Source organism: Aliiroseovarius sp. PrR006 (genome assembly GCF_010500215.1).
In the GTDB taxonomy this organism is placed as follows: domain Bacteria; phylum Pseudomonadota; class Alphaproteobacteria; order Rhodobacterales; family Rhodobacteraceae; genus Aliiroseovarius.
Window position 1 is genome coordinate 536,113 of record NZ_JAAGOY010000007.1, and the last position, 17,550, is coordinate 553,662.

At 60.5% G+C, this 17,550-nt stretch carries 19 protein-coding genes and 1 other RNA gene; 8 read left to right on the forward strand and 12 right to left on the reverse strand.

The window, feature by feature from the left end:
- Positions 1–3 precede the first annotated feature (3 nt).
- Positions 4–1,389 carry a magnesium transporter gene (gene mgtE, locus G0Q00_RS11085; RefSeq protein WP_163039302.1) on the reverse strand — a complete coding sequence of 462 codons (1,386 nt, stop codon included), beginning with the start codon at positions 1,387–1,389 and terminating at the stop codon, positions 4–6.
- 127 nt (positions 1,390–1,516) lie between these two features.
- Here mgtE and guaD point away from each other — a divergent pair, with 127 nt between their 5' ends.
- Positions 1,517–2,800, forward strand: a complete 1,284-nt coding sequence (gene guaD / locus G0Q00_RS11090; RefSeq protein ID WP_163039304.1) for a guanine deaminase — start codon at positions 1,517–1,519, stop codon at positions 2,798–2,800.
- Between the two features lie 3 nt (positions 2,801–2,803).
- On the opposite strand, the gene hisN is transcribed toward guaD, so the two are convergent.
- Positions 2,804–3,607 (reverse strand): histidinol-phosphatase, encoded by an 804-nt coding sequence (gene hisN / locus G0Q00_RS11095; protein WP_163039306.1) that lies wholly within the window; start codon positions 3,605–3,607, stop codon positions 2,804–2,806.
- A gap of 59 nt (positions 3,608–3,666) precedes the next feature.
- Entirely contained in the window at positions 3,667–4,035 is a 369-nt protein-coding gene (locus G0Q00_RS11100; protein ID WP_163039308.1) for a helix-turn-helix domain-containing protein, read from the reverse strand.
- 297 nt (positions 4,036–4,332) lie between these two features.
- On the opposite strand from G0Q00_RS11100, the gene G0Q00_RS11105 reads away from it, so the two are divergent.
- A complete protein-coding gene (locus G0Q00_RS11105) occupies positions 4,333–5,304 on the forward strand; it encodes an NADPH:quinone oxidoreductase family protein (RefSeq protein ID WP_163039310.1) in 972 nt (323 codons plus the stop codon).
- 15 nt (positions 5,305–5,319) lie between these two features.
- Here the strand turns inward: G0Q00_RS11105 and G0Q00_RS11110 are convergent, their stop codons facing one another.
- Positions 5,320–6,171: a LysR family transcriptional regulator gene (locus G0Q00_RS11110; protein WP_163039312.1), complete on the reverse strand. Its 852-nt coding sequence runs from the start codon at positions 6,169–6,171 to the stop codon at positions 5,320–5,322.
- Positions 6,172–6,294: 123 nt separating this feature from the next.
- Here G0Q00_RS11110 and G0Q00_RS11115 point away from each other — a divergent pair, with 123 nt between their 5' ends.
- The 3 genes from G0Q00_RS11115 to G0Q00_RS11125 all read left to right on the forward strand — a co-directional run bounded on the left by G0Q00_RS11115 (position 6,295) and on the right by G0Q00_RS11125 (position 8,110).
- The gene (locus tag G0Q00_RS11115; protein WP_163039314.1) at positions 6,295–6,507 is read left to right on the forward strand and encodes a DUF1127 domain-containing protein; all 213 of its coding nucleotides are present in this window, start codon (positions 6,295–6,297) and stop codon (positions 6,505–6,507) included.
- A 109-nt stretch (positions 6,508–6,616) separates the two neighbouring features.
- Positions 6,617–7,333 (forward strand): Bax inhibitor-1/YccA family protein, encoded by a 717-nt coding sequence (locus tag G0Q00_RS11120; RefSeq protein WP_163039316.1) that lies wholly within the window; start codon positions 6,617–6,619, stop codon positions 7,331–7,333.
- Between the two features lie 72 nt (positions 7,334–7,405).
- A complete protein-coding gene (locus G0Q00_RS11125; RefSeq protein ID WP_163039318.1) occupies positions 7,406–8,110 on the forward strand; it encodes an SGNH/GDSL hydrolase family protein in 705 nt (234 codons plus the stop codon).
- 57 nt (positions 8,111–8,167) lie between these two features.
- Here G0Q00_RS11125 and rpmG read toward each other — a convergent pair whose 3' ends face one another.
- The 6 genes from rpmG to gatC all read right to left on the reverse strand — a co-directional run bounded on the left by rpmG (position 8,168) and on the right by gatC (position 12,178).
- Entirely contained in the window at positions 8,168–8,335 is a 168-nt protein-coding gene (rpmG, locus tag G0Q00_RS11130) for a 50S ribosomal protein L33 (protein ID WP_132694922.1), read from the reverse strand.
- 178 nt (positions 8,336–8,513) lie between these two features.
- Positions 8,514–8,904: RNase P RNA component class A (gene rnpB, locus G0Q00_RS11135), an RNA gene on the reverse strand.
- An 81-nt stretch (positions 8,905–8,985) separates the two neighbouring features.
- Positions 8,986–9,669, reverse strand: a complete 684-nt coding sequence (locus G0Q00_RS11140) for an N-acetylmuramoyl-L-alanine amidase (RefSeq protein WP_163039320.1) — start codon at positions 9,667–9,669, stop codon at positions 8,986–8,988.
- On the reverse strand, positions 9,669–10,355 hold the full coding sequence (locus tag G0Q00_RS11145; protein ID WP_203564976.1) for a hypothetical protein: 687 nt from the start codon (positions 10,353–10,355) through the stop codon (positions 9,669–9,671). Before G0Q00_RS11145 ends, G0Q00_RS11140 begins: the two co-directional genes overlap by 1 nt.
- Before the next feature lie 41 nt (positions 10,356–10,396).
- Positions 10,397–11,878: an Asp-tRNA(Asn)/Glu-tRNA(Gln) amidotransferase subunit GatA gene (gene gatA, locus G0Q00_RS11150; protein WP_163039322.1), complete on the reverse strand. Its 1,482-nt coding sequence runs from the start codon at positions 11,876–11,878 to the stop codon at positions 10,397–10,399.
- Positions 11,879–11,890: 12 nt separating this feature from the next.
- Complete coding sequence (gene gatC, locus G0Q00_RS11155) at positions 11,891–12,178, reverse strand: Asp-tRNA(Asn)/Glu-tRNA(Gln) amidotransferase subunit GatC (protein ID WP_163039324.1); 288 nt, start codon at positions 12,176–12,178, stop codon at positions 11,891–11,893.
- Between the two features lie 163 nt (positions 12,179–12,341).
- On the opposite strand from gatC, the gene G0Q00_RS11160 reads away from it, so the two are divergent.
- The gene (locus tag G0Q00_RS11160) at positions 12,342–13,040 is read left to right on the forward strand and encodes a metal-dependent hydrolase (RefSeq protein WP_163039326.1); all 699 of its coding nucleotides are present in this window, start codon (positions 12,342–12,344) and stop codon (positions 13,038–13,040) included.
- A gap of 3 nt (positions 13,041–13,043) precedes the next feature.
- Here G0Q00_RS11160 and G0Q00_RS11165 read toward each other — a convergent pair whose 3' ends face one another.
- Positions 13,044–13,496: a nucleoside deaminase gene (locus G0Q00_RS11165; protein ID WP_163039328.1), complete on the reverse strand. Its 453-nt coding sequence runs from the start codon at positions 13,494–13,496 to the stop codon at positions 13,044–13,046.
- Between the two features lie 71 nt (positions 13,497–13,567).
- Between G0Q00_RS11165 and G0Q00_RS11170 the strand changes: the two genes are divergently transcribed.
- Positions 13,568–14,524 carry a pseudouridine synthase gene (locus G0Q00_RS11170; protein WP_163039330.1) on the forward strand — a complete coding sequence of 319 codons (957 nt, stop codon included), beginning with the start codon at positions 13,568–13,570 and terminating at the stop codon, positions 14,522–14,524.
- Positions 14,525–14,534: 10 nt separating this feature from the next.
- On the opposite strand, the gene xseA is transcribed toward G0Q00_RS11170, so the two are convergent.
- Positions 14,535–16,118: an exodeoxyribonuclease VII large subunit gene (xseA, locus tag G0Q00_RS11175; protein WP_163039332.1), complete on the reverse strand. Its 1,584-nt coding sequence runs from the start codon at positions 16,116–16,118 to the stop codon at positions 14,535–14,537.
- A gap of 75 nt (positions 16,119–16,193) precedes the next feature.
- Here xseA and purD point away from each other — a divergent pair, with 75 nt between their 5' ends.
- Positions 16,194–17,456, forward strand: a complete 1,263-nt coding sequence (purD, locus tag G0Q00_RS11180) for a phosphoribosylamine--glycine ligase (RefSeq protein WP_163039334.1) — start codon at positions 16,194–16,196, stop codon at positions 17,454–17,456.
- Positions 17,457–17,550 lie beyond the last annotated feature (94 nt).

A 17,550-nucleotide genomic window follows, 5' to 3' on the forward strand; every position in this document is an offset into this window, starting at 1 on the left:
TCGTCAGATCAGCATTACAGCGGCAAGGCCAAGGAAAGCGAAGAAGCCCACGACATCTGTCACCGTGGTCACGAACGCGCCCGAGGCCAGTGCCGGGTCGATATCCATCTGATCCAGCACCACCGGGACAATAACGCCTGCAAGCCCTGCGATCACAAGGTTCACGACCATCGCAACACCGATCACGACACCAAGAAGCGGTGTGCCGAACCAGAGCACGCCAACGATCCCCATAACCACTGCAAAGATAATCCCGTTGACCAACCCCACGGCCGCTTCACGCCAGATCACGCGCCACAAGTTGGCGGATGTCAGGTCTTTCGTGGCAATCGCACGCACAGCCACGGTCAGCGATTGCGTGCCTGCGTTGCCCCCCATGGACGCCACAATCGGCATCAGCACGGCCAGCGCCACGAATTGGGCAATCACCGCATCAAACTGCGCAATCACAAGCGACGCCAGGATCGAGGTCACAAGGTTCACTGCCAGCCACGGGAAGCGGCGTTTGGTGGTTTCAACGATCTTGTCCGAGAGCGAGCTTTCCTCGCCCACACCGGCCAGACGCAGGATGTCTTCTTCGTGTTCTTCATCCAGAATGACCATCGCGTCGTCGATGGTGATCACACCGACCAAACGGTCGTCCGCGTCCACGACGGGGGCCGAAATCAGGTGATACTGGTTGAACGCATAGGCGACCTCGCCCTCGTCCTGCATCACGGGGATGGTGCGAAAGCTGTCTTCAGTCAGCGAGGTCATGGGCACCTCGCGTGCACTGCCCATCAAACGACCCAACGTGACATAGCCCGTCGGGCGCATCCGCGGATCAACCAAGATCACGTGATAGAACTGTTCGGGCAGATCATCCTGAGACCGCAGGAAATCAATCGTCTGCCCGACGTTCCAGTGATCCGGCGCCACGACCAGCTCGCGCTGCATCAGACGACCGGCGGATTCCTCGGGGTATGACAGCGACTGCTCGACCACGACCCGATCGTCTTCGTCTAGCGCGTCCAGAACAGCCTCGGTCTGCGGATCGTCGAGGTCTTCGATTAGGTCAACAACGTCGTCCGTTTCCAGATCGCGCACGGCCTCGGCCAGGACGGCGGGCTCCATCGCACCAACCACGTCTTCACGCAGACCTTCGTCCAGTTCAGACAGAACCTCGCCGTCAAACTCCGTGCCATACAGGCGAACGAACGTGTCGCGATCATCGTCGGGCAGCTGTTCGACAAGGTCGGCGATGTCAGCGGCGTGCAGCGGATCCAGAAGGGCCTGAAGTGCGGGCCCATCTTCAGCGGCCAGCGCTTGTCGGACTGGACCAAAGGTTTCGCGATCTAGCTCGTAGTCACCTTCTTCGGGCGTGTCGTCGATTTGTTGGTCATCCAGCATCGCGCGCCCTCCGTCCACTGTTTGGCCCGACCATAGGCCAAGCCATCCCGCAAGTGAACCGGCAGAAAGACATTGAACAGGTGAATTTCGCAGCCTACCGTGAACAACGGCAAACAAGGAGCGACCGATGGAACTGCTTCTAGGACAGGTTATTCAATTCAACGACACACCGTTTGACGAGCGGCCCGAGGACGCGGCCACGCATAACCGGCGTGGAGCCGTCTTGGTAGACGACGGTTTGATTGCAGATGTGGGCGCAGCAGACACCCTGCGCGCCCAGCATCCCCAGGCCCGTGTGACCGATATGGGCGATGCGCTGTTGTCGCCCGGCTTTGTCGACACGCATGTGCATTACCCTCAGACCGCGATCATCGCGTCGTGGGGCAAACGGCTGATCGACTGGCTAAATAGCTATACTTTCCCTGAAGAAAGCCGGTTTGGCGATGCAAGCCACGCCACCCAGATTGCCGAGACCTATTTCGACCTTGTCACGGCGGCGGGCACCACGACGACGGTCAGCTATTGCACCATTCACCCGGAAAGCGCGGATGCCTATTTTACGGCGGCGCAAACGCGCGGGCTGCGGGCGCTTGGCGGCAAGACCTGCATGGATCGCAATGCCCCCGACACTCTGCGCGACACCCCGCAATCCGCTTATGACGACAGCAAAGCCCTGCTTGAGCGCTGGCACGGGCAGGACCGGCTGTCCTATGTGATTACACCACGCTTCGCGCCCACTTCGACCCCTGAACAGTTGGAAGCCTTGGGCGCGCTCTGGGCCGATCACCCTGACCTACTGATGCAGACTCATATCAGCGAACAGCACGAAGAGATCGCATGGGTCGCGGACCTCTTTCCCGATGCCCGCGACTATTTGGATGTGTATGAACACTTCGGGCTGGTGGGCAAAGGTGCCCTTCTGGGCCACGCGATCCACCTGACGGAACGCGAGCGCGACCGCATCGCCGAGTTGGACGCCAGCGTCATTCACTGCCCGACGTCTAACATGTTCATCGGCTCCGGCCTGTTCGACATGAAAGGCTTGATGACACAGGGCCACCGGATCGGCTTGGCATCCGACACGGGAGGCGGATCCAGCTTTTCGATGCTGCGCACGATGGCAGCCGCCTATGAGGTTGGCCAATTGTCCGGCACAGCACTGCATCCAGCACAACTGTGGTGGCTGGCGACCGCAGGATCCGCTGCGTCCATCCACTTAGGCGACAAGATCGGGCGTCTGGCCCCGGGGTACGAGGCTGACATCATCGCAGTTGATCTGGCATCCACCCCCGCCATCGCCCAGCGCGCGGCGCGGGCCGAGACCATCTGGGAAGCGGTCTTTCCCACCATCATGATGGGGGATGATCGGGCAATCTCGGCCGTCTGGGCCGGAGGCCGGAAGATCAAATAACCATCAGACCTTTGACAGCACTTCAAGCGCCTGAGCGTGAAGCTCGGCGTTGGCGGCGGCCACAACACGTCCGCCTTGATGTACGGGACCACCTTGCCAGTCGGTCATGATCCCGCCCGCGGCCTCGATCACAGCGATCGGGGCCTGAACATCATAAGATTGCAGACCTGCTTCGATCACCATGTCGACCTGCCCGGCAGCGACCAGACCATAGGCATAACAATCCATGCCATACCGTGTCAGCTTGGCCTGTCGTGCCACGGCATGAAACGCCGCGGCCTCTTCCGCGGTTCCGACTTCGGGAAACGTGGTGAACAGGATCGCGTCCGACAGATCCGAAGTCGCACGGGTTTTCAGATCGCGCCGCCCCATCGGGCCTTCGACCCACGCCTCGCCAAACCCGCCAAGGAAACGCTCTTTGATGTAGGGCTGGTCGATAATGCCCAAGGCCGGACCGGTCTCGGGCCCAACGGCAATCAACACGCCCCACGTGGGCGTACCGGACATGAAGCCGCGTGTGCCGTCAATCGGGTCCAACACCCATGTCAGGCCGCTGCTCCCCTCTTTCGCGCCGAACTCTTCACCGAAGATCCCATCCTCGGGCCGAAGTTCGGCAAGCAGACTACGCATCGCCTTTTCCGCCGCCCGATCCCCTTCGGTTACCGGATCAAACCCCTCAGAGAGTTTGTTGTCGGCCGTCAGATCCGAAGATCGAAAAAAGGGAAGAACTGCGTCGCGCGCAGCATCGGCCAAAGCATTGGCCACGCGAATAAGGTCAGTTTGTGTATCTGTGCTCAAGGTCTGCATCGCCAATCCCCTATGCTATTACTAGCGCGGTATCAGCGATGCCCAAGTCACGTCAAGCGTCAGGCAACGTCCGACAGCACACGCGCCAATTCGAATAAGCGGCGGCGTTGATTTTCCGGGATCGAATAGTAGCTACGCACCAGCTCCAGCGCTTCCTTGTCTGCAAGGATATCGCTTGGCACCGCGTCACAGTTCATTTCATGCGCGTGGCTTTCCAAGCCCTCGAAGAAGAAGCTGACAGGCACCGACAACGCTGAGGCCATGTCCCAAAGCCGAGACGCCGAGACGCGGTTCATGCCGGTCTCGTATTTCTGAATTTGCTGGAACTTGATTCCGACTTTCTCGGCCAATTGATGCTGGGTCATGCCCACCATCCAGCGCCGATGGCGTACACGTTTACCTACATGGATATCCACAGGATGCTTCATCCAATAACTCCTCGTTAACAAGCTGCCAGGCAGCCTTACCTACTTCTTACGCATCAAGCGCTCTACCAGCGCATGAAAAGTCACAATCAAACTCATGTGGCCTAAAGGATCAACGAATGCACGAAATCATTCACTACCATTGCGGGATAAGCCCCGCACAGCCAGCACGCAATGGTTATCTAACATAGTCAAGAAAGCATTGCAATTTAACCCGTTAATCAACCTACAGCGGCAATTGAGGCTGAGTAGCTCTCGATTTCTTCCTATCACCGCGCTACATCATCCGCAGGAGGCCCCATGAAAACATTTCGCGTTACAGAGCTTGGCAAACGTCCTGCATTGACGGACCTAAAACCCTTGCCCATCGAACCAGATCAGGCACGCGTGGACATCCGCGCTTGTGGCTTGAATTTTGCCGACCTTCTGATGACTAAGGGAAGCTATCAGGACACGCCTGACGTCCCGTTTTCCCTCGGGATGGAACCCGCCGGCATCGTGACCGAGCTTGGTCCAGATACAGATGGCCCTGCCATGGGCACGCGCGTTGTCGTGTTTTCTGGCAAAGACGGGTTGGCCGACGAAGGCGTGTTTCCTGCTGACCGCTGCCTTCCCCTGCCCGACAACATGAGCTTTGAAGACGCGGCCGCCTTCCAGATTGCCTACGGCACCAGCCACGTCGCGCTGGACTACAAGGCCCAGCTTCAACCCGGCGAGACCCTTTTGGTGCTTGGCGCAGCGGGCGGCGTGGGCCTGACGGCTGTCGAGATTGGCAAGGTGATGGGCGCGCGGGTCATCGCCTGTGCGCGCGGCGCCGACAAGCTTGAGATCTGCAAACGCGCTGGCGCGGATCATGTGATCGACAGCACCTCTGAGGACATCCGTGATGCCGTGAAAGCGCTTGGCGGGGCGGATGTGGTCTATGACGCAGTCGGTGGCGAACAGGGCGAGGCCGCGTTCCGCGCCACGAACCCGGACGGGCGGTTCCTGTATATCGGCTTTGCCTCGGGCGATATGCCCAAGCTGAAACCCAACCATATGCTGGTGAAGAACATTACCGCCATTGGGCTGTACTGGGGGGGCTATCTGAAGTTCAAGCCTGAGGTTCTGACCGACAGCCTGCGCCAGCTTCTTGACTGGTACGCCGACGGCAAGATCCAACCGCATGTCAGCCACACCTTGCCATTGGACCAAGCCGAGGACGCGCTGGAGCTTCTGCGCAGCCGCAAGTCCACCGGCAAGGTCGTCGTCACGATGGGGCCGAACGACTAGGCCCCATCCCAGGCCTTACAGCTCGTCAAATGCGCGCCGGATCATGTCCAGAAGGTCGTCCATCGCCTGATTGCCGCTTTTGGCGGCGTACATGTTCACTTGCGTCACGGCCAGGTCCGGCAGTGCACCGCCATGATCCACCACATCCAGATCACTGCGTACCGTGCCTTCGATGACCGCATGAACGGCGAGGTCTGCCGATAGGGATGCCTCAATCGTGCGGGTCGAATCGCTTTCGACGCCCATTTCCCACGGGATGCCTGCCTCGTCCAACGCCTGCTGCACCTCTTTTCGGAAAATGCAGTTGTGCTCGAATGCCAAACGCAAGGGGCGTTGCCGCCACGCTTGCCCGCCCGGTGCACCGACCCAGACCAAAGGCAACGCGGTCAGTGTTTCGCCGCCCGCGTCCATCTCCTCCTCCGTGGTCAGAATAGCGTCGCACTCTCCGCGCGCGAACATCGCCTTCAGCCGGCTGGTATAGGACGAGATCAGCTGAACGCGCATCCGCGGATAGGCCGCATGGAACTGGCGCAGCACCTTGGGAATCGCCGGATAGACGACGTCAGCAGGCACGCCCAACACCACCTCGCCCTCAAAAGCCTGGTCAGTTAGGCGCGAATACACCTCGTCATTCAGGCGCAGAATGCGGCGGGCATAACCCAGCAATTGCTCGCCATCTGCGGTCAGAGACACCCCGCGCCCAGTACGGTCCAGCAATGGCCGCCCTAGACTTTCCTCAAGACGTTTCAACTGCATGGACACAGCCGATTGCGTCAGATGCAAAAGTCCGGCAGCCCGCGTGACCCCGCCCGCATCGGCAACGGTGGCAAAACTGCGCAGGGCGGTCAGATCAAGGTTACGCGGCATATCAAACTCCGTGATGATTCATTACAAAATCATTCATTTTACTTATCTTACTTGCTCAAGCATAACGATCACGAAATTTGATGCAACACGCATCATTCATCGAGAACACGAAGGAGAGACGAGATGACCGCCGTAACCTGCACCAATGCCCCCGCCGCAAAACGCAGCTTCTCGCTGCTGACCTGGATTGCAACCGCTGTTGAAACCCGCCGCGAGCGCGTGGCCCTGTCCCAACTGGACGCCCATCACCTGAACGATCTGGGTCTGACCCCGGAACAAGCTCAGCGCGAAGTCGACCGCCCGATCTGGGACGTGCCTTCGCATTGGCAATACTGACCAGTTCACGCTGTTAAGCTCTTGAAAAATGCGCCGCCCTTGCCAATATAACGGCCAAGGGCGGTTTTCTTTTGGGATACCGCATCAATAAGTTTGCTTGGAGGTCTCAATGGCTGAGTTTGACACGATTCGCGCAGGTGCCGGCACGCGCGCCGCGATCGACGAAGGGCTACGCGCCCACATGAACAAAGTATACGGCACCATGTCGGTAGGTCTGCTTTTGACCTTCGCCGCCGCTTGGGCTGTGGGCAACAACGCCGCGATGATGGAAACGCTGTTCACCGGCTTTACCCGTTACATCGTGATGTTTGCCCCGCTGATCATGGTCTTTGCCTTTGGCGCAATGATCAGCCGCCTGTCCGCCGCTGGCGCACAGCTGTTCTTCTACACCTTCTCGGCCGTGATGGGCATCTCGCTGGCCTATATCTTCGTGATCTTCACCGGCGTATCCATCGCACAGACCTTCCTGGTCACCGCGATCGCCTTCGCGGGTCTTAGCCTCTATGGCTACACGACCAAACGCGACCTTGGACCGATGGGTGCATTCCTGATCATGGGTCTGATCGGCATCATCGTCGCATCGATCGTGAACATCTTCATCGGCTCGTCGATGATCCACTTCGCCATCTCGGTGATCGGTGTTCTGATCTTTGCCGGCCTGACCGCCTATGACACCCAGAAGATCAAGACCGACTACATCGCACACGCCCACGCAATGGACAGCGAATGGCTGGCGAAATCCGCGATCATGGGCGCGCTAAGCCTGTATCTGGACTTCATCAACCTGTTCATGTTCCTGCTGCAGTTCCTGGGTAACCGCGAGTAATCTGGACACGTTGACGTACTTTCAGGGCCGGTCCTAGTGACCGGCCCTTTTTTGTTGCGCTAGAGTAAACCTATGAATCGGTTGTTCGAAAACATCGCGAAGCTCATCCTCAGCCCGTTGCTGACGGCGCAGGCGCTGAAGGTACGGAAAATCGCAACCACACTGCCCGAACCGCCCGGGCATCGCTTCGGCGCACAAGGCACCGGCCCCAACCTGTCACTGATGATCGTGGGCGACAGCTCTGCCTCGGGGGTGGGGGCTCCCCATCAGACCGAGGCACTATCAGGGCAGCTCGTCAGCGCGCTTGGCACCTCGTATCATGTGAACTGGCGCTTGTTGGCCCGGACCGGATCGACAACTCGAACCACCCTGCCCCTGCTGAAATCCCAAACGCCCGAGCAAACCGATATCGTGCTGGTGGTGCTTGGGGTGAACGACGTGACCAGCCAAATGCCGCTCTATCGCCTGCTGGCCTGCAGGGAGGAACTGTATTCCCTCCTGTTCGATAAATGGGGTGCGAAGCGTGTGATCGCCACCGGCATCCCGCCAATCGATCGCTTCCCGCTGCTGCCCAATCCCCTGCGCTGGGTTCTTGGATTACAGGCGCGCCGATTTGACCACGCGCTTGCCGAACAAGCTGCCTCGATGGGCGTAGACTACATGCCCTTCGACGTGCCCCTGACGCCCGAGATGATGGCCGAAGATGGCTTCCACCCCGGCCCGAACGCCTATTACCTACTGGGGCGCAAAGTGGCGTCGCAGATCCTGCACCGCTAACCGGAAACGAAAAAAGCCGCCCCAAAGGGACGGCTCTTTACCCAAAGAATGGCGATCTTACTTGATCTTACCTTCTTTGTATTCAACGTGCTTGCGCACAACCGGGTCATACTTTTTGATAACCATTTTCTCGGTCATGGTGCGTGCATTTTTCTTGGTCACATAGAAGTGGCCGGTATCCGCGGTCGAGTTCAGGCGGATTTTGATTGTGGTCGGCTTCGCCATAACAACAGCTCCTATCGGGCGGGCGCAAGCCGCCCGGCGTAAATCTCTGGAACCCGCCTTTTAGCGCCATTCCGCCCCGAGTCAACCGCAAAGCATGGGATTTGGCCGCCCCGCCGCTTTTTCTTGTCACAAATATCCCCGCCGGAGGCCTAAAATCTTCAAGACCTTAGAGAATCATACGCGCGGACGGCCTGTAAGCCGGATTCTGTCCCGGTGTTGCCACCATGGATGACCATTCTTCTAGACCTGCTGTTACCAACAGGTTCAAGCTGCCAACCCGGATCTGCTCGGGGCAAGACACCCCTGGGGTTACTCCCGCGCGATCCCTATTAGGCATTGCTCCCGGTGGGGCTTGCCGTGCCGCCGCTGTTGCCAGAAGCGCGGTGGGCTCTTACCCCACCGTTTCACCATAACCCGCGCATGCGCAGGCTGTCTGTTCTCTGTGGCGCTTTCCCTCGGGTTTCCCCGGCCGGGCGTTACCCGGCACCGTTGCCTTGTGGAGTCCGGACTTTCCTCGCGTCACGCCGAAGCAAGCCTCGACAGTCACCCGCGGTCATCCAGCCATCCGCGCAAAACTGGACTTAGATATGCTGGGCCGTGGCGTCAAGGCGCGAGGGCGAAAGGGGCGCTGCCCCTCGCCTCTTCGAGGCTCACCCCGGGATATTTTTGGCAAGAAAATACAAAGATTCGGGAAGGGCGGCGAAATCGTCTTCGGCCAAAGGACCTTCGCCCCAAGGACGGTGACGAAGGCGCACCGAAGCAAGCAATGTGGTGTGGTCGATGTCAGTTGGGTAGCCGAGCTTGGTAGCACAGTCGCGGAAGGTTTCGGCTGAAAAGTTGTCTGTTGGATCAGACGCGCCCGAGCGGACGGCAAGCCCCTGCCGTGCCAATCGCGCCCAATCAAAGCGCGGGCCGGGATCGGTTTTGCGTCCGGGGGCCATGTCGCTATGGCCGATCACGCCTGCGGGGTCGATATTCCAACGCTGCATGATCTCGGGCAGAAGGGTCTCTAGCGTTGCCATCTGCGGTTCGGAAAAAGGCGAGGCGCCATCGTTGTCCATCTCGATCCCAATCGACCAGGAATTGATGTCGTCCATCCCAGCCCAAGACCCAGCACCGGCATGCCACGCGCGCATCTCTTCGTCGACCAACTGGAACAGGCGGCCGTCGCGGTGAATCAGATAGTGTGCGGAGACCTCGTATTTGGGGCTACACAGACGCTCTAGCGCTTCGTCCGGATCCGGCATGGCCGTGTAGTGTAGGACGATCAGCGACGGCACCAAACCCTCCCGGCGCGGGCCGAAATTCGGAGAGGGGTGCGATATCGGCTGCATCACTCGGTCGAGATATTCAGCGTCTCGCCAGGCAGGGGAACCGGCTGCGCAGGGGCCGGTGTGGTCGGTTCGGTTGTGATGCCAATCCCCTCAAGCTCTTCCGAGCTTACCGCTTCGGTTGTCGCGGCTGGCACGTCTACACCACGTGCGGCGCGGAAGGGGGCCGGATCCCACGCGCAGGCAAAGCCGTCGCCGTCTGGGTCAATGCCGTAGAGATCCCGCTTCGGGCCACCGCTTTCAAGAAACGCGATCTGGGCAAAGTCGGCCGAGGTATAGCGGGCGCAATTGCGGCGTGCGCGGGCCTCGCCCGACAGGGACGAGCGCTGATACAAAGCTTGCCCGACCGAATTGGTGGTCGACAGCGCATACTGCACAATCGAGGCCGACGAACCCGAGGGCCGATTGGGCACGGCCTCGGGCTGCACCTGTTGGTAATTGGCGCGATACCCTTCCAGACGCGCCGCATCGCTTTCGATGCTTTCGCGCGACGAGACAGCGGCGAAATCCTGTTCGTCGGAAATCGTCGCGGCTTCGGATGCGGCAGTGGGGGCTGCATCGACCGAGCTGTCCTCGCCCAGTGCGGACAAGGGCTGTCCCGACAGGTTTTCAGGAGCCCGGCTGTCAGGCAGCGGTGCCACGCATCCGGCCATAAGGCCCAGAAAGGCAAGTCCGAGGGTGATGCGCATCGCGGGCTCCTTACAGTACAGTCACGCCAATGAGGCGCGTTTTACCACCATTTCGCGGGCTTAGCTACAAAACCTGCGCGAGCCTCAACCTCGTGGGCGATATTCAGCAGGTCGCCTTCTTCCCACGGGCGACCAATCAACTGCAGACCCAGCGGTAGACCCTGTGCATCCAGACCGGCGGGAATCGAGACACCCGGCAGACCGGCAAGGTTCACTGTCACGGTGAAGACGTCGTTCAGGTACATCTTAACGGGATCGGCGTCCTTCATTTCACCCAGACCAAAGGCCGAAGACGGCGTGGCCGGAGTCAGGATCGCGTCCACACCCGCAGCAAAGACATCGTCGAAGTCTTTCTTGATCAGCGCACGCACGCGACGGGCGCGGTTATAATAGGCGTCGTAGAAACCCGCCGACAGCACATAGGTACCGACCATCACACGGCGCTGAACCTCGTCGCCGAAGCCTTCGGCGCGGGTTTTCGCGTACATGTCGTCGATGCCGTCACCGGCTTCCAGTTTGGCGCGGTGGCCATATTTTACGCCGTCATAGCGGGCAAGGTTCGACGAGGCCTCCGCCGGTGCAATCACATAGTACGCGGGCAGCGCGTATTTGGTGTGCGGCAGCGAGATGTCCACAATCTCGGCGCCCGCATCACGCAGCATGTCAGCACCATCGGCCCAGAGCTTCTCGATCTCAGCCGGAATACCTTCCATGTGGTATTCTTTCGGGATCCCGATTTTCTTGCCTTTAATATCGCCCGTCAGCATGGCTTCGAAATTCGGCACCGGAATGTCGGCGGAGGTCGAATCTTTCATGTCATGGCCGCACATGGCTTCCAGCATGATCGCCGCGTCGCGCACAGACTTGGTCATCGGACCGGCCTGATCCAGCGAGGACGCGAAGGCCACGACACCCCAGCGCGAGCAGCGCCCGTAGGTCGGCTTGATGCCGGTGATGCCGGTGAATGCAGCAGGCTGGCGGATCGAGCCACCGGTGTCGGTGCCGGTTGCCGCCAGACACAAGTCAGCCGCCACAGCCGACGCCGAGCCACCCGACGAACCACCTGGCGTCAGATCGCGGTCGTCCACTTTCCACGGGTTCACAGCGTTGCCGTAGACCGAGGTCTCGTTCGACGAGCCCATGGCGAACTCGTCCATGTTCAGCTTGCCCAGCATAACGGTGCCCGCATCCAGAAGGTTCTGGCTGACGGTCGATTCGTATTCTGGCTTGAACCCATCGAGGATTTTTGACGCTGCCTGCGAGGGCACGCCCTTGGTGCAGAACAGATCCTTGATGCCCAGCGGGATGCCGCACATGTCCGGGGCGTCACCGGCCTGAATACGCGCGTCAGCAGCTTTCGCCTGTTCGCGGGCCAGATCGGGCGTGTTGTGCACGAAAGCGCCAAGCGCACCCGCGCCTTCGATTTCGGTCAGGCAGGCCTCGGTGATTTCGGTCGAGGTCACATCACCCTTACGCAGCGCGTCACGGGCATCGGCAATCGTCAGTTTGTTCAGCTCGGTCATTTCCCTGCCCCCTTATTCGACAACTTTCGGAACGGCGAAGAAGCCTTCGCGCGCATCCGGTGCGTTGGACAGGATTTTTTCAGGCATATCGCCATCCGTCACGACATCTTCACGGCGCTTCAGACGCATCGGCGTGACCGAGGTCATCGGCTCGACACCTTCCACATCCACTTCGTTCAGCTGTTCGATGAACCCAAGGATCGCATTGAAATTCTCGGCCAGCTCCGGCAGGCGGTCGTCTTCGACCTTGATGCGGGCCAGATGCGCAACCTTGCGCGCGGTTTCGATATCAATCGACATGAAGGTGTCTCCGGATGTGTGGGCGCATGGGCGCGTTGCATCGTCATTTATCGCGCGGGACCGCGACCCGCAAGGCGTCTGAACGTTGTGCGACGCTGTCCCACGGATGACTTGGGCGAAATCACTGCTACTCTGGCCCTGAATGACCAAAAAGGAGGCTCCCATGCAAATCATCTGGCTTGGACATGCCGGTTTCCGAATCGAGATCGAAGACGCCGTACTGCTGATCGACCCGTGGCTGGACGGAAACCCGTTGTTCCCTGAAGACCGGCGTGCAGAGGCGTTAGAGGGGGCAACACACATCCTGATCACGCACGGACACGGGGATCACGCATCCTCGACCCTTGCGATTGCCAAAGAGCGCGGCATTCCGATTGCCGCCATCCACGAGCTTGCCTCGTTTTGGGGCGGGGAAGACGGCGTTGAAACGCTGGGCTTCGGCAAGGGCGGCACGGTCGATCTTGGCGGCGCGAAAGTCACCATGGTGAACGCCTCGCATTCCGCCAGCTTCGACTATCTCGGCGGGGATCGTCCGCTTTGTGCCGGGGCCGAGGTCGGCTTCATGATCGCGGGCGAGGGCCACGTGATCTATCTGTCCGGCGACACCGATATCATGGCGGATATGGAGTGGATGGGCGATCTGCACAAACCCGATATCGGCATTCTGTGCGCCGGGGGCCATTATACGATGGACATGGCGCGGGCGGCCTATGCGGCGCAGCGGTATTTCAATTTCAAGACCGTGATCCCCTGCCACTACAAGACCTTCCCGATCTTGGCACAGTCGGCACAGGAGCTGATTGATGCCTTGCCCGAGGTGAATGTGATCGAGCCCGAGGTGCTTTCGCCCATCGCAATCTAAAGCTCACCGCCGCGCGGCAAAGAACGCTTTCAAGACCGCTTCCGCGTCATCTGCACCGATGCCATCATAGACCTCGGGGACATGGTGGCATTGCGGATGGGTAAAGATACGTGGGCCTTGGGCGACACCGCCCGATTTGGGATCCGCTGCGCCATAGTAGATGCGCCGGATCCGTGCCGCCGACAGCGCCGTGGCACACATTGGACAAGGCTCGAGCGTGACATACAGGTCATAGCCCGGCAGCCGTTCAGACCCCGCTTGCGCACAGCCCTCGCGGATCACAAGGATCTCGGCATGGGCAGTCGGGTCATTCAGCTCTCGCGTGCGGTTTCCGGCTTGCGCGACCACCGTGCCATCCGGCGCGACCAACACGGCGCCCACTGGCACCTCGCCGCGATCTGCGGCAGCGCGGGCTTCGGCCATGGCGGCGTCCATATGGCTTTTGAAACGGGTCATGCCCCTTCATGCCTGCCCTGCCCGCGATTGCCAAGGCTTCCCCTTTCCGGCAGCGCAGGGTATGCGGGGGTATGACGGATAAACCCACCCCAGCTGGCGACCGGATCGCCAAGGTTCTCTCGCGCGCAGGCATTGCCAGCCGCCGCGAAGCCGAACGCATGATCGAAGCCGGACGCGTCAGCATCAACGGCAAGGTGATCGACAGCCCGGCTTTGAATGTGACCCCACAGGACAAGATCCTTGTGGATGACAAACCGGTGGCCGAGCCCGAGCCGCCGCGCATCTGGCTCTACCACAAGCCCACCGGGTTGGTGACCACGGCCAAGGACGAAAAGGGTCGCGAGACCGTTTTCGACAAACTGCCCGAAGACATGCCGCGCGTGATGAGCGTTGGGCGCTTGGATTTGAACTCGGAAGGGTTGCTGCTGCTGACCAATGACGGCGGCGTAAAGCGCAAGCTAGAGCTGCCCTCGACCGGGTGGACCCGCAAGTATCGCGTACGGGTAAAGGGCAAACCGACCGACGACATGCTGGCCCCCGTGCGCAAGGGAATCACCGTCGATGGCGAGCGGTTCCAGCCCATGTCGATCTCGCTGGATCGGCAGCAGGGCGCGAATGCGTGGCTGACCATCAGCATTCGCGAAGGCAAGAACCGCGAAATCCGCCGCGCGATGGAGGCGATCGGCCTGTCCGTGAACCGTCTACTGCGCGTCAGCTATGGCCCATTCCAACTGGGCGAATTGAAAGCTGGTGAAGTCGAAGAGATCCGCCAGCGCGTTGTGCGCGAGCAGTTGGGCATGGAAGCACCGCAGAAAACCCCAGTTCGCAAGCGCGCTGAAATCCCACGCGGTAAACATGGTAGCAAGCCGGGTGCCAAGCCCGCATTCAAAGGCACGGGGCGTTCTGGTGGAAAGCCCGGTGGGAAACCCGGGCAGCGTCCAACAGGCAAAAGCTTTGGTGGCAGTGGATCACGCGACCGGAACGCGGGCGGAAAACCACAAGGCCGACCGGGATCACGTAAGAAATAAGGCTTGGAGCTTAGAAAAGTGATCCCTGATCCGGGGCATCTTTCTTAGGCTTTGCTTTGCGGGCAGGTTTGGGTGTCGGCGCCGTTGTGACGGGGCCCGACGCGGTTCCATCCAGCGTCAAACGCCCATCTGCGAACTCGATCTCCAATGCCTCGGCCTTGCTGGCAGCTTCCTGTGTCGTCACCACATCACCGTCGCCACGCACCACCGCATAGCCGCGTTTCAGAGTCTCAGTATAGCCAAGCGTCTGGCGCATTCGCTCAAGTGCTGCCAGCCGGTCTTTCTGACGCGACACGGCAGACAGATAAGCGTTGTCCAGTCGGGCTGATGCATCCTGAAGCGCTTGATTTCGCTGCTGATTGGCCTGCGCAATACGCCCTGCATCCAACCGCGCGGCCAAACGGTCAAGGTCGCGTCGATGCTGAGCTGTACCACGCGACAGCCCCGGACCAAGACGCATGCTCGCCATGGTCAGCCGATCCCGGAGCGGCGCGAGACGCGTGGTCAGGGCGCGCGGGCGCAGGCCAGCCGAGGCCTCGCTCAACTTCACCCGCCGGGCTTGCGTCATCTGGGTCAGCGCGACAGGCAGTTTCAAGGACGCCGTATCCAGCCGTTGGCGTGGCCCGTCCAGCAGCGCATCGGCACGGGGCAATGCGCGCGAGAGGTCGCGCAGGCGTTGGCTGCGTTGATTGACGCCCTGCTCCAGCGCGCGGGTCAGGCGGGTGCCTTGTTCCTCGGTCCACGCCAGCAGTTCCAACCGCACCGGCACGGCATGCTCGGCAGCTGCCGTCGGAGTGGGCGCGCGCAGGTCCGAGACGAAGTCTATCAGCGTTGTATCGGTCTCGTGTCCCACCGCCGAAATCAGTGGAATCTCCGAACCCGCCGCAGCCCGTGCGACAATCTCTTCGTTGAATCCCCACAGATCCTCGATCGAGCCGCCACCCCGGGCGACGATCAGCAGATCAGGGCGTGGCAGTGCGCCGCCCGGCGTCAAACGGTTGAAGCCTTCGATGGCCGCAGCCACCTGCGGTGCACAGGCGTCCCCCTGCACTGCGACGGGCCAGATCAGAACCTTACGCGGGAAGCGGTCGCGGAGACGGTGCAGGATATCGCGGATCACCGCGCCCGAAGGCGAGGTCACGACCCCGATCACCTCGGGCAGGAAAGGGATCTTTTTCTTGCGTTCGGGCGCGAAAAGACCTTCCGCCGCCAGTTGTTTCTTGCGCTTTTCCAACATCGCCATCAGCGCGCCTTCGCCCGCGACCACAACGTCATCCACGTTGATCTGGTATTTCGACTGGCTGCCAAAGGTGGTGATCTTGCCCGAGACAATGACCTCCATCCCCTCTTCCGGCATAATCGACAGGCGGCTGACCTGCCCTTTCCAGCTGACCGCCGCGATCACCGACCGGTCATCTTTCACGTCGAAATACAAATGCCCGGAGCGCGCCAACATCACGCGCCCGACTTCGCCGCGCACGCGCACACGGCCAAAAGCGCCCTCGATGGTTTTCTTAACCGCGCCGGAAATTTCCGAAACTGTAAATTCAGGGGCATTTTGGCCGGGGGATGGGTCGTCAATCAGGTCGGACATGTGGTCTCGGTTCTTGTGCATTGCGTGTTGCGACCTTAGAACGCCCGTAACGGAAGGCCAAGCGGGAGAGCATCCATGAACATCCTTATTCTGGGCAGCGGCGGGCGTGAGCATGCGCTGGCATGGGCGGTGATGCAAAACCCGAAATGTGATCGGCTGATCGTCGCGCCGGGCAACGCGGGTATGGCGCAGATTGCGGAATGTGCAAAGCTAGATATCGAGGACGGCGGCGCTGTCGCAACCTTCGCCCAAGACAACACCATCGACTTTGTGATCATCGGCCCCGAGGCGCCTTTGGCAAAAGGCGTAGCGGATCGCCTGCGCGAAGCTGGCATCAAGGTGTTTGGCCCTTCGGCCGAGGCGGCAAAGCTGGAAGCCTCGAAAAGTTTCACCAAGGAAATCTGCGACGCGGCGAATGCGCCGACCGCAGCTTACGGCCACTTCACCGATGCCGAGGCCGCCAAAGCCTATATCCGCGAGCAAGGCGCGCCAATCGTGGTCAAGGCCGACGGCTTGGCCGCAGGCAAGGGTGTGATCGTTGCGATGGATGTTGAGACGGCTCTGGACGCCATCGACGACATGTTCGGGGGTGCCTTTGGGGGCGCGGGTGCCGAGGTCGTCATTGAAGAGTTCATGGAAGGCGAAGAAGCGTCCTATTTCATCCTTTGCGACGGCAAGACCGCGCTACCCATCGGGACCGCGCAGGACCACAAGCGCGTGGGCGATGGCGACACTGGGTTGAACACCGGCGGCATGGGTGCCTATTCACCCGCCCCGGTCCTGACGGACGAGATCGCCGCCCGCGCCATGCGCGAGATTGTGCAGCCCACCGTAGACGAGATGGCCAAGCGCGGCACGCCCTATCAGGGGGTTCTTTATGCAGGCTTCATGATCAAGGACGGACAAGCGCGACTGGTGGAATACAACGTGCGCTTTGGCGATCCGGAATGTCAGGTTCTGATGATGCGCCTTGGCGCTCAAGCACTGGATCTGATGCTGGCCTGCGCCGAGGAACGCCTGCACGAAGCCCAAGTTAACTGGGCGGATGACCACGCGATTACTGTCGTGATGGCGGCAAATGGCTATCCGGGATCGTACGAGAAGGGCTCGGTCATCAACGGACTGGACGCGCTGCCGGAAGATTCGAAGAACATGGTGTTCCACGCGGGCACCACCGAAGTGGACGGCAAGATCACTGCGGCCGGCGGGCGGGTTCTGAATGTCACCGCACGCGGCGATAGCCTGCAAGAAGCCCGCGACCGGGCTTATGCGATGATCGAGGGGATTGACTGGTCCGAGGGCTTCAACCGCTCGGATATTGGCTGGCGCGCGCTCTAACTTTTCAGCATCTGGAGCTCACTGCGTGAGCCTATAGGGGGCTTTGCCCCCATGCGCCCCCTATGGGGGACGCATTCCCCCAGGATATTTATGG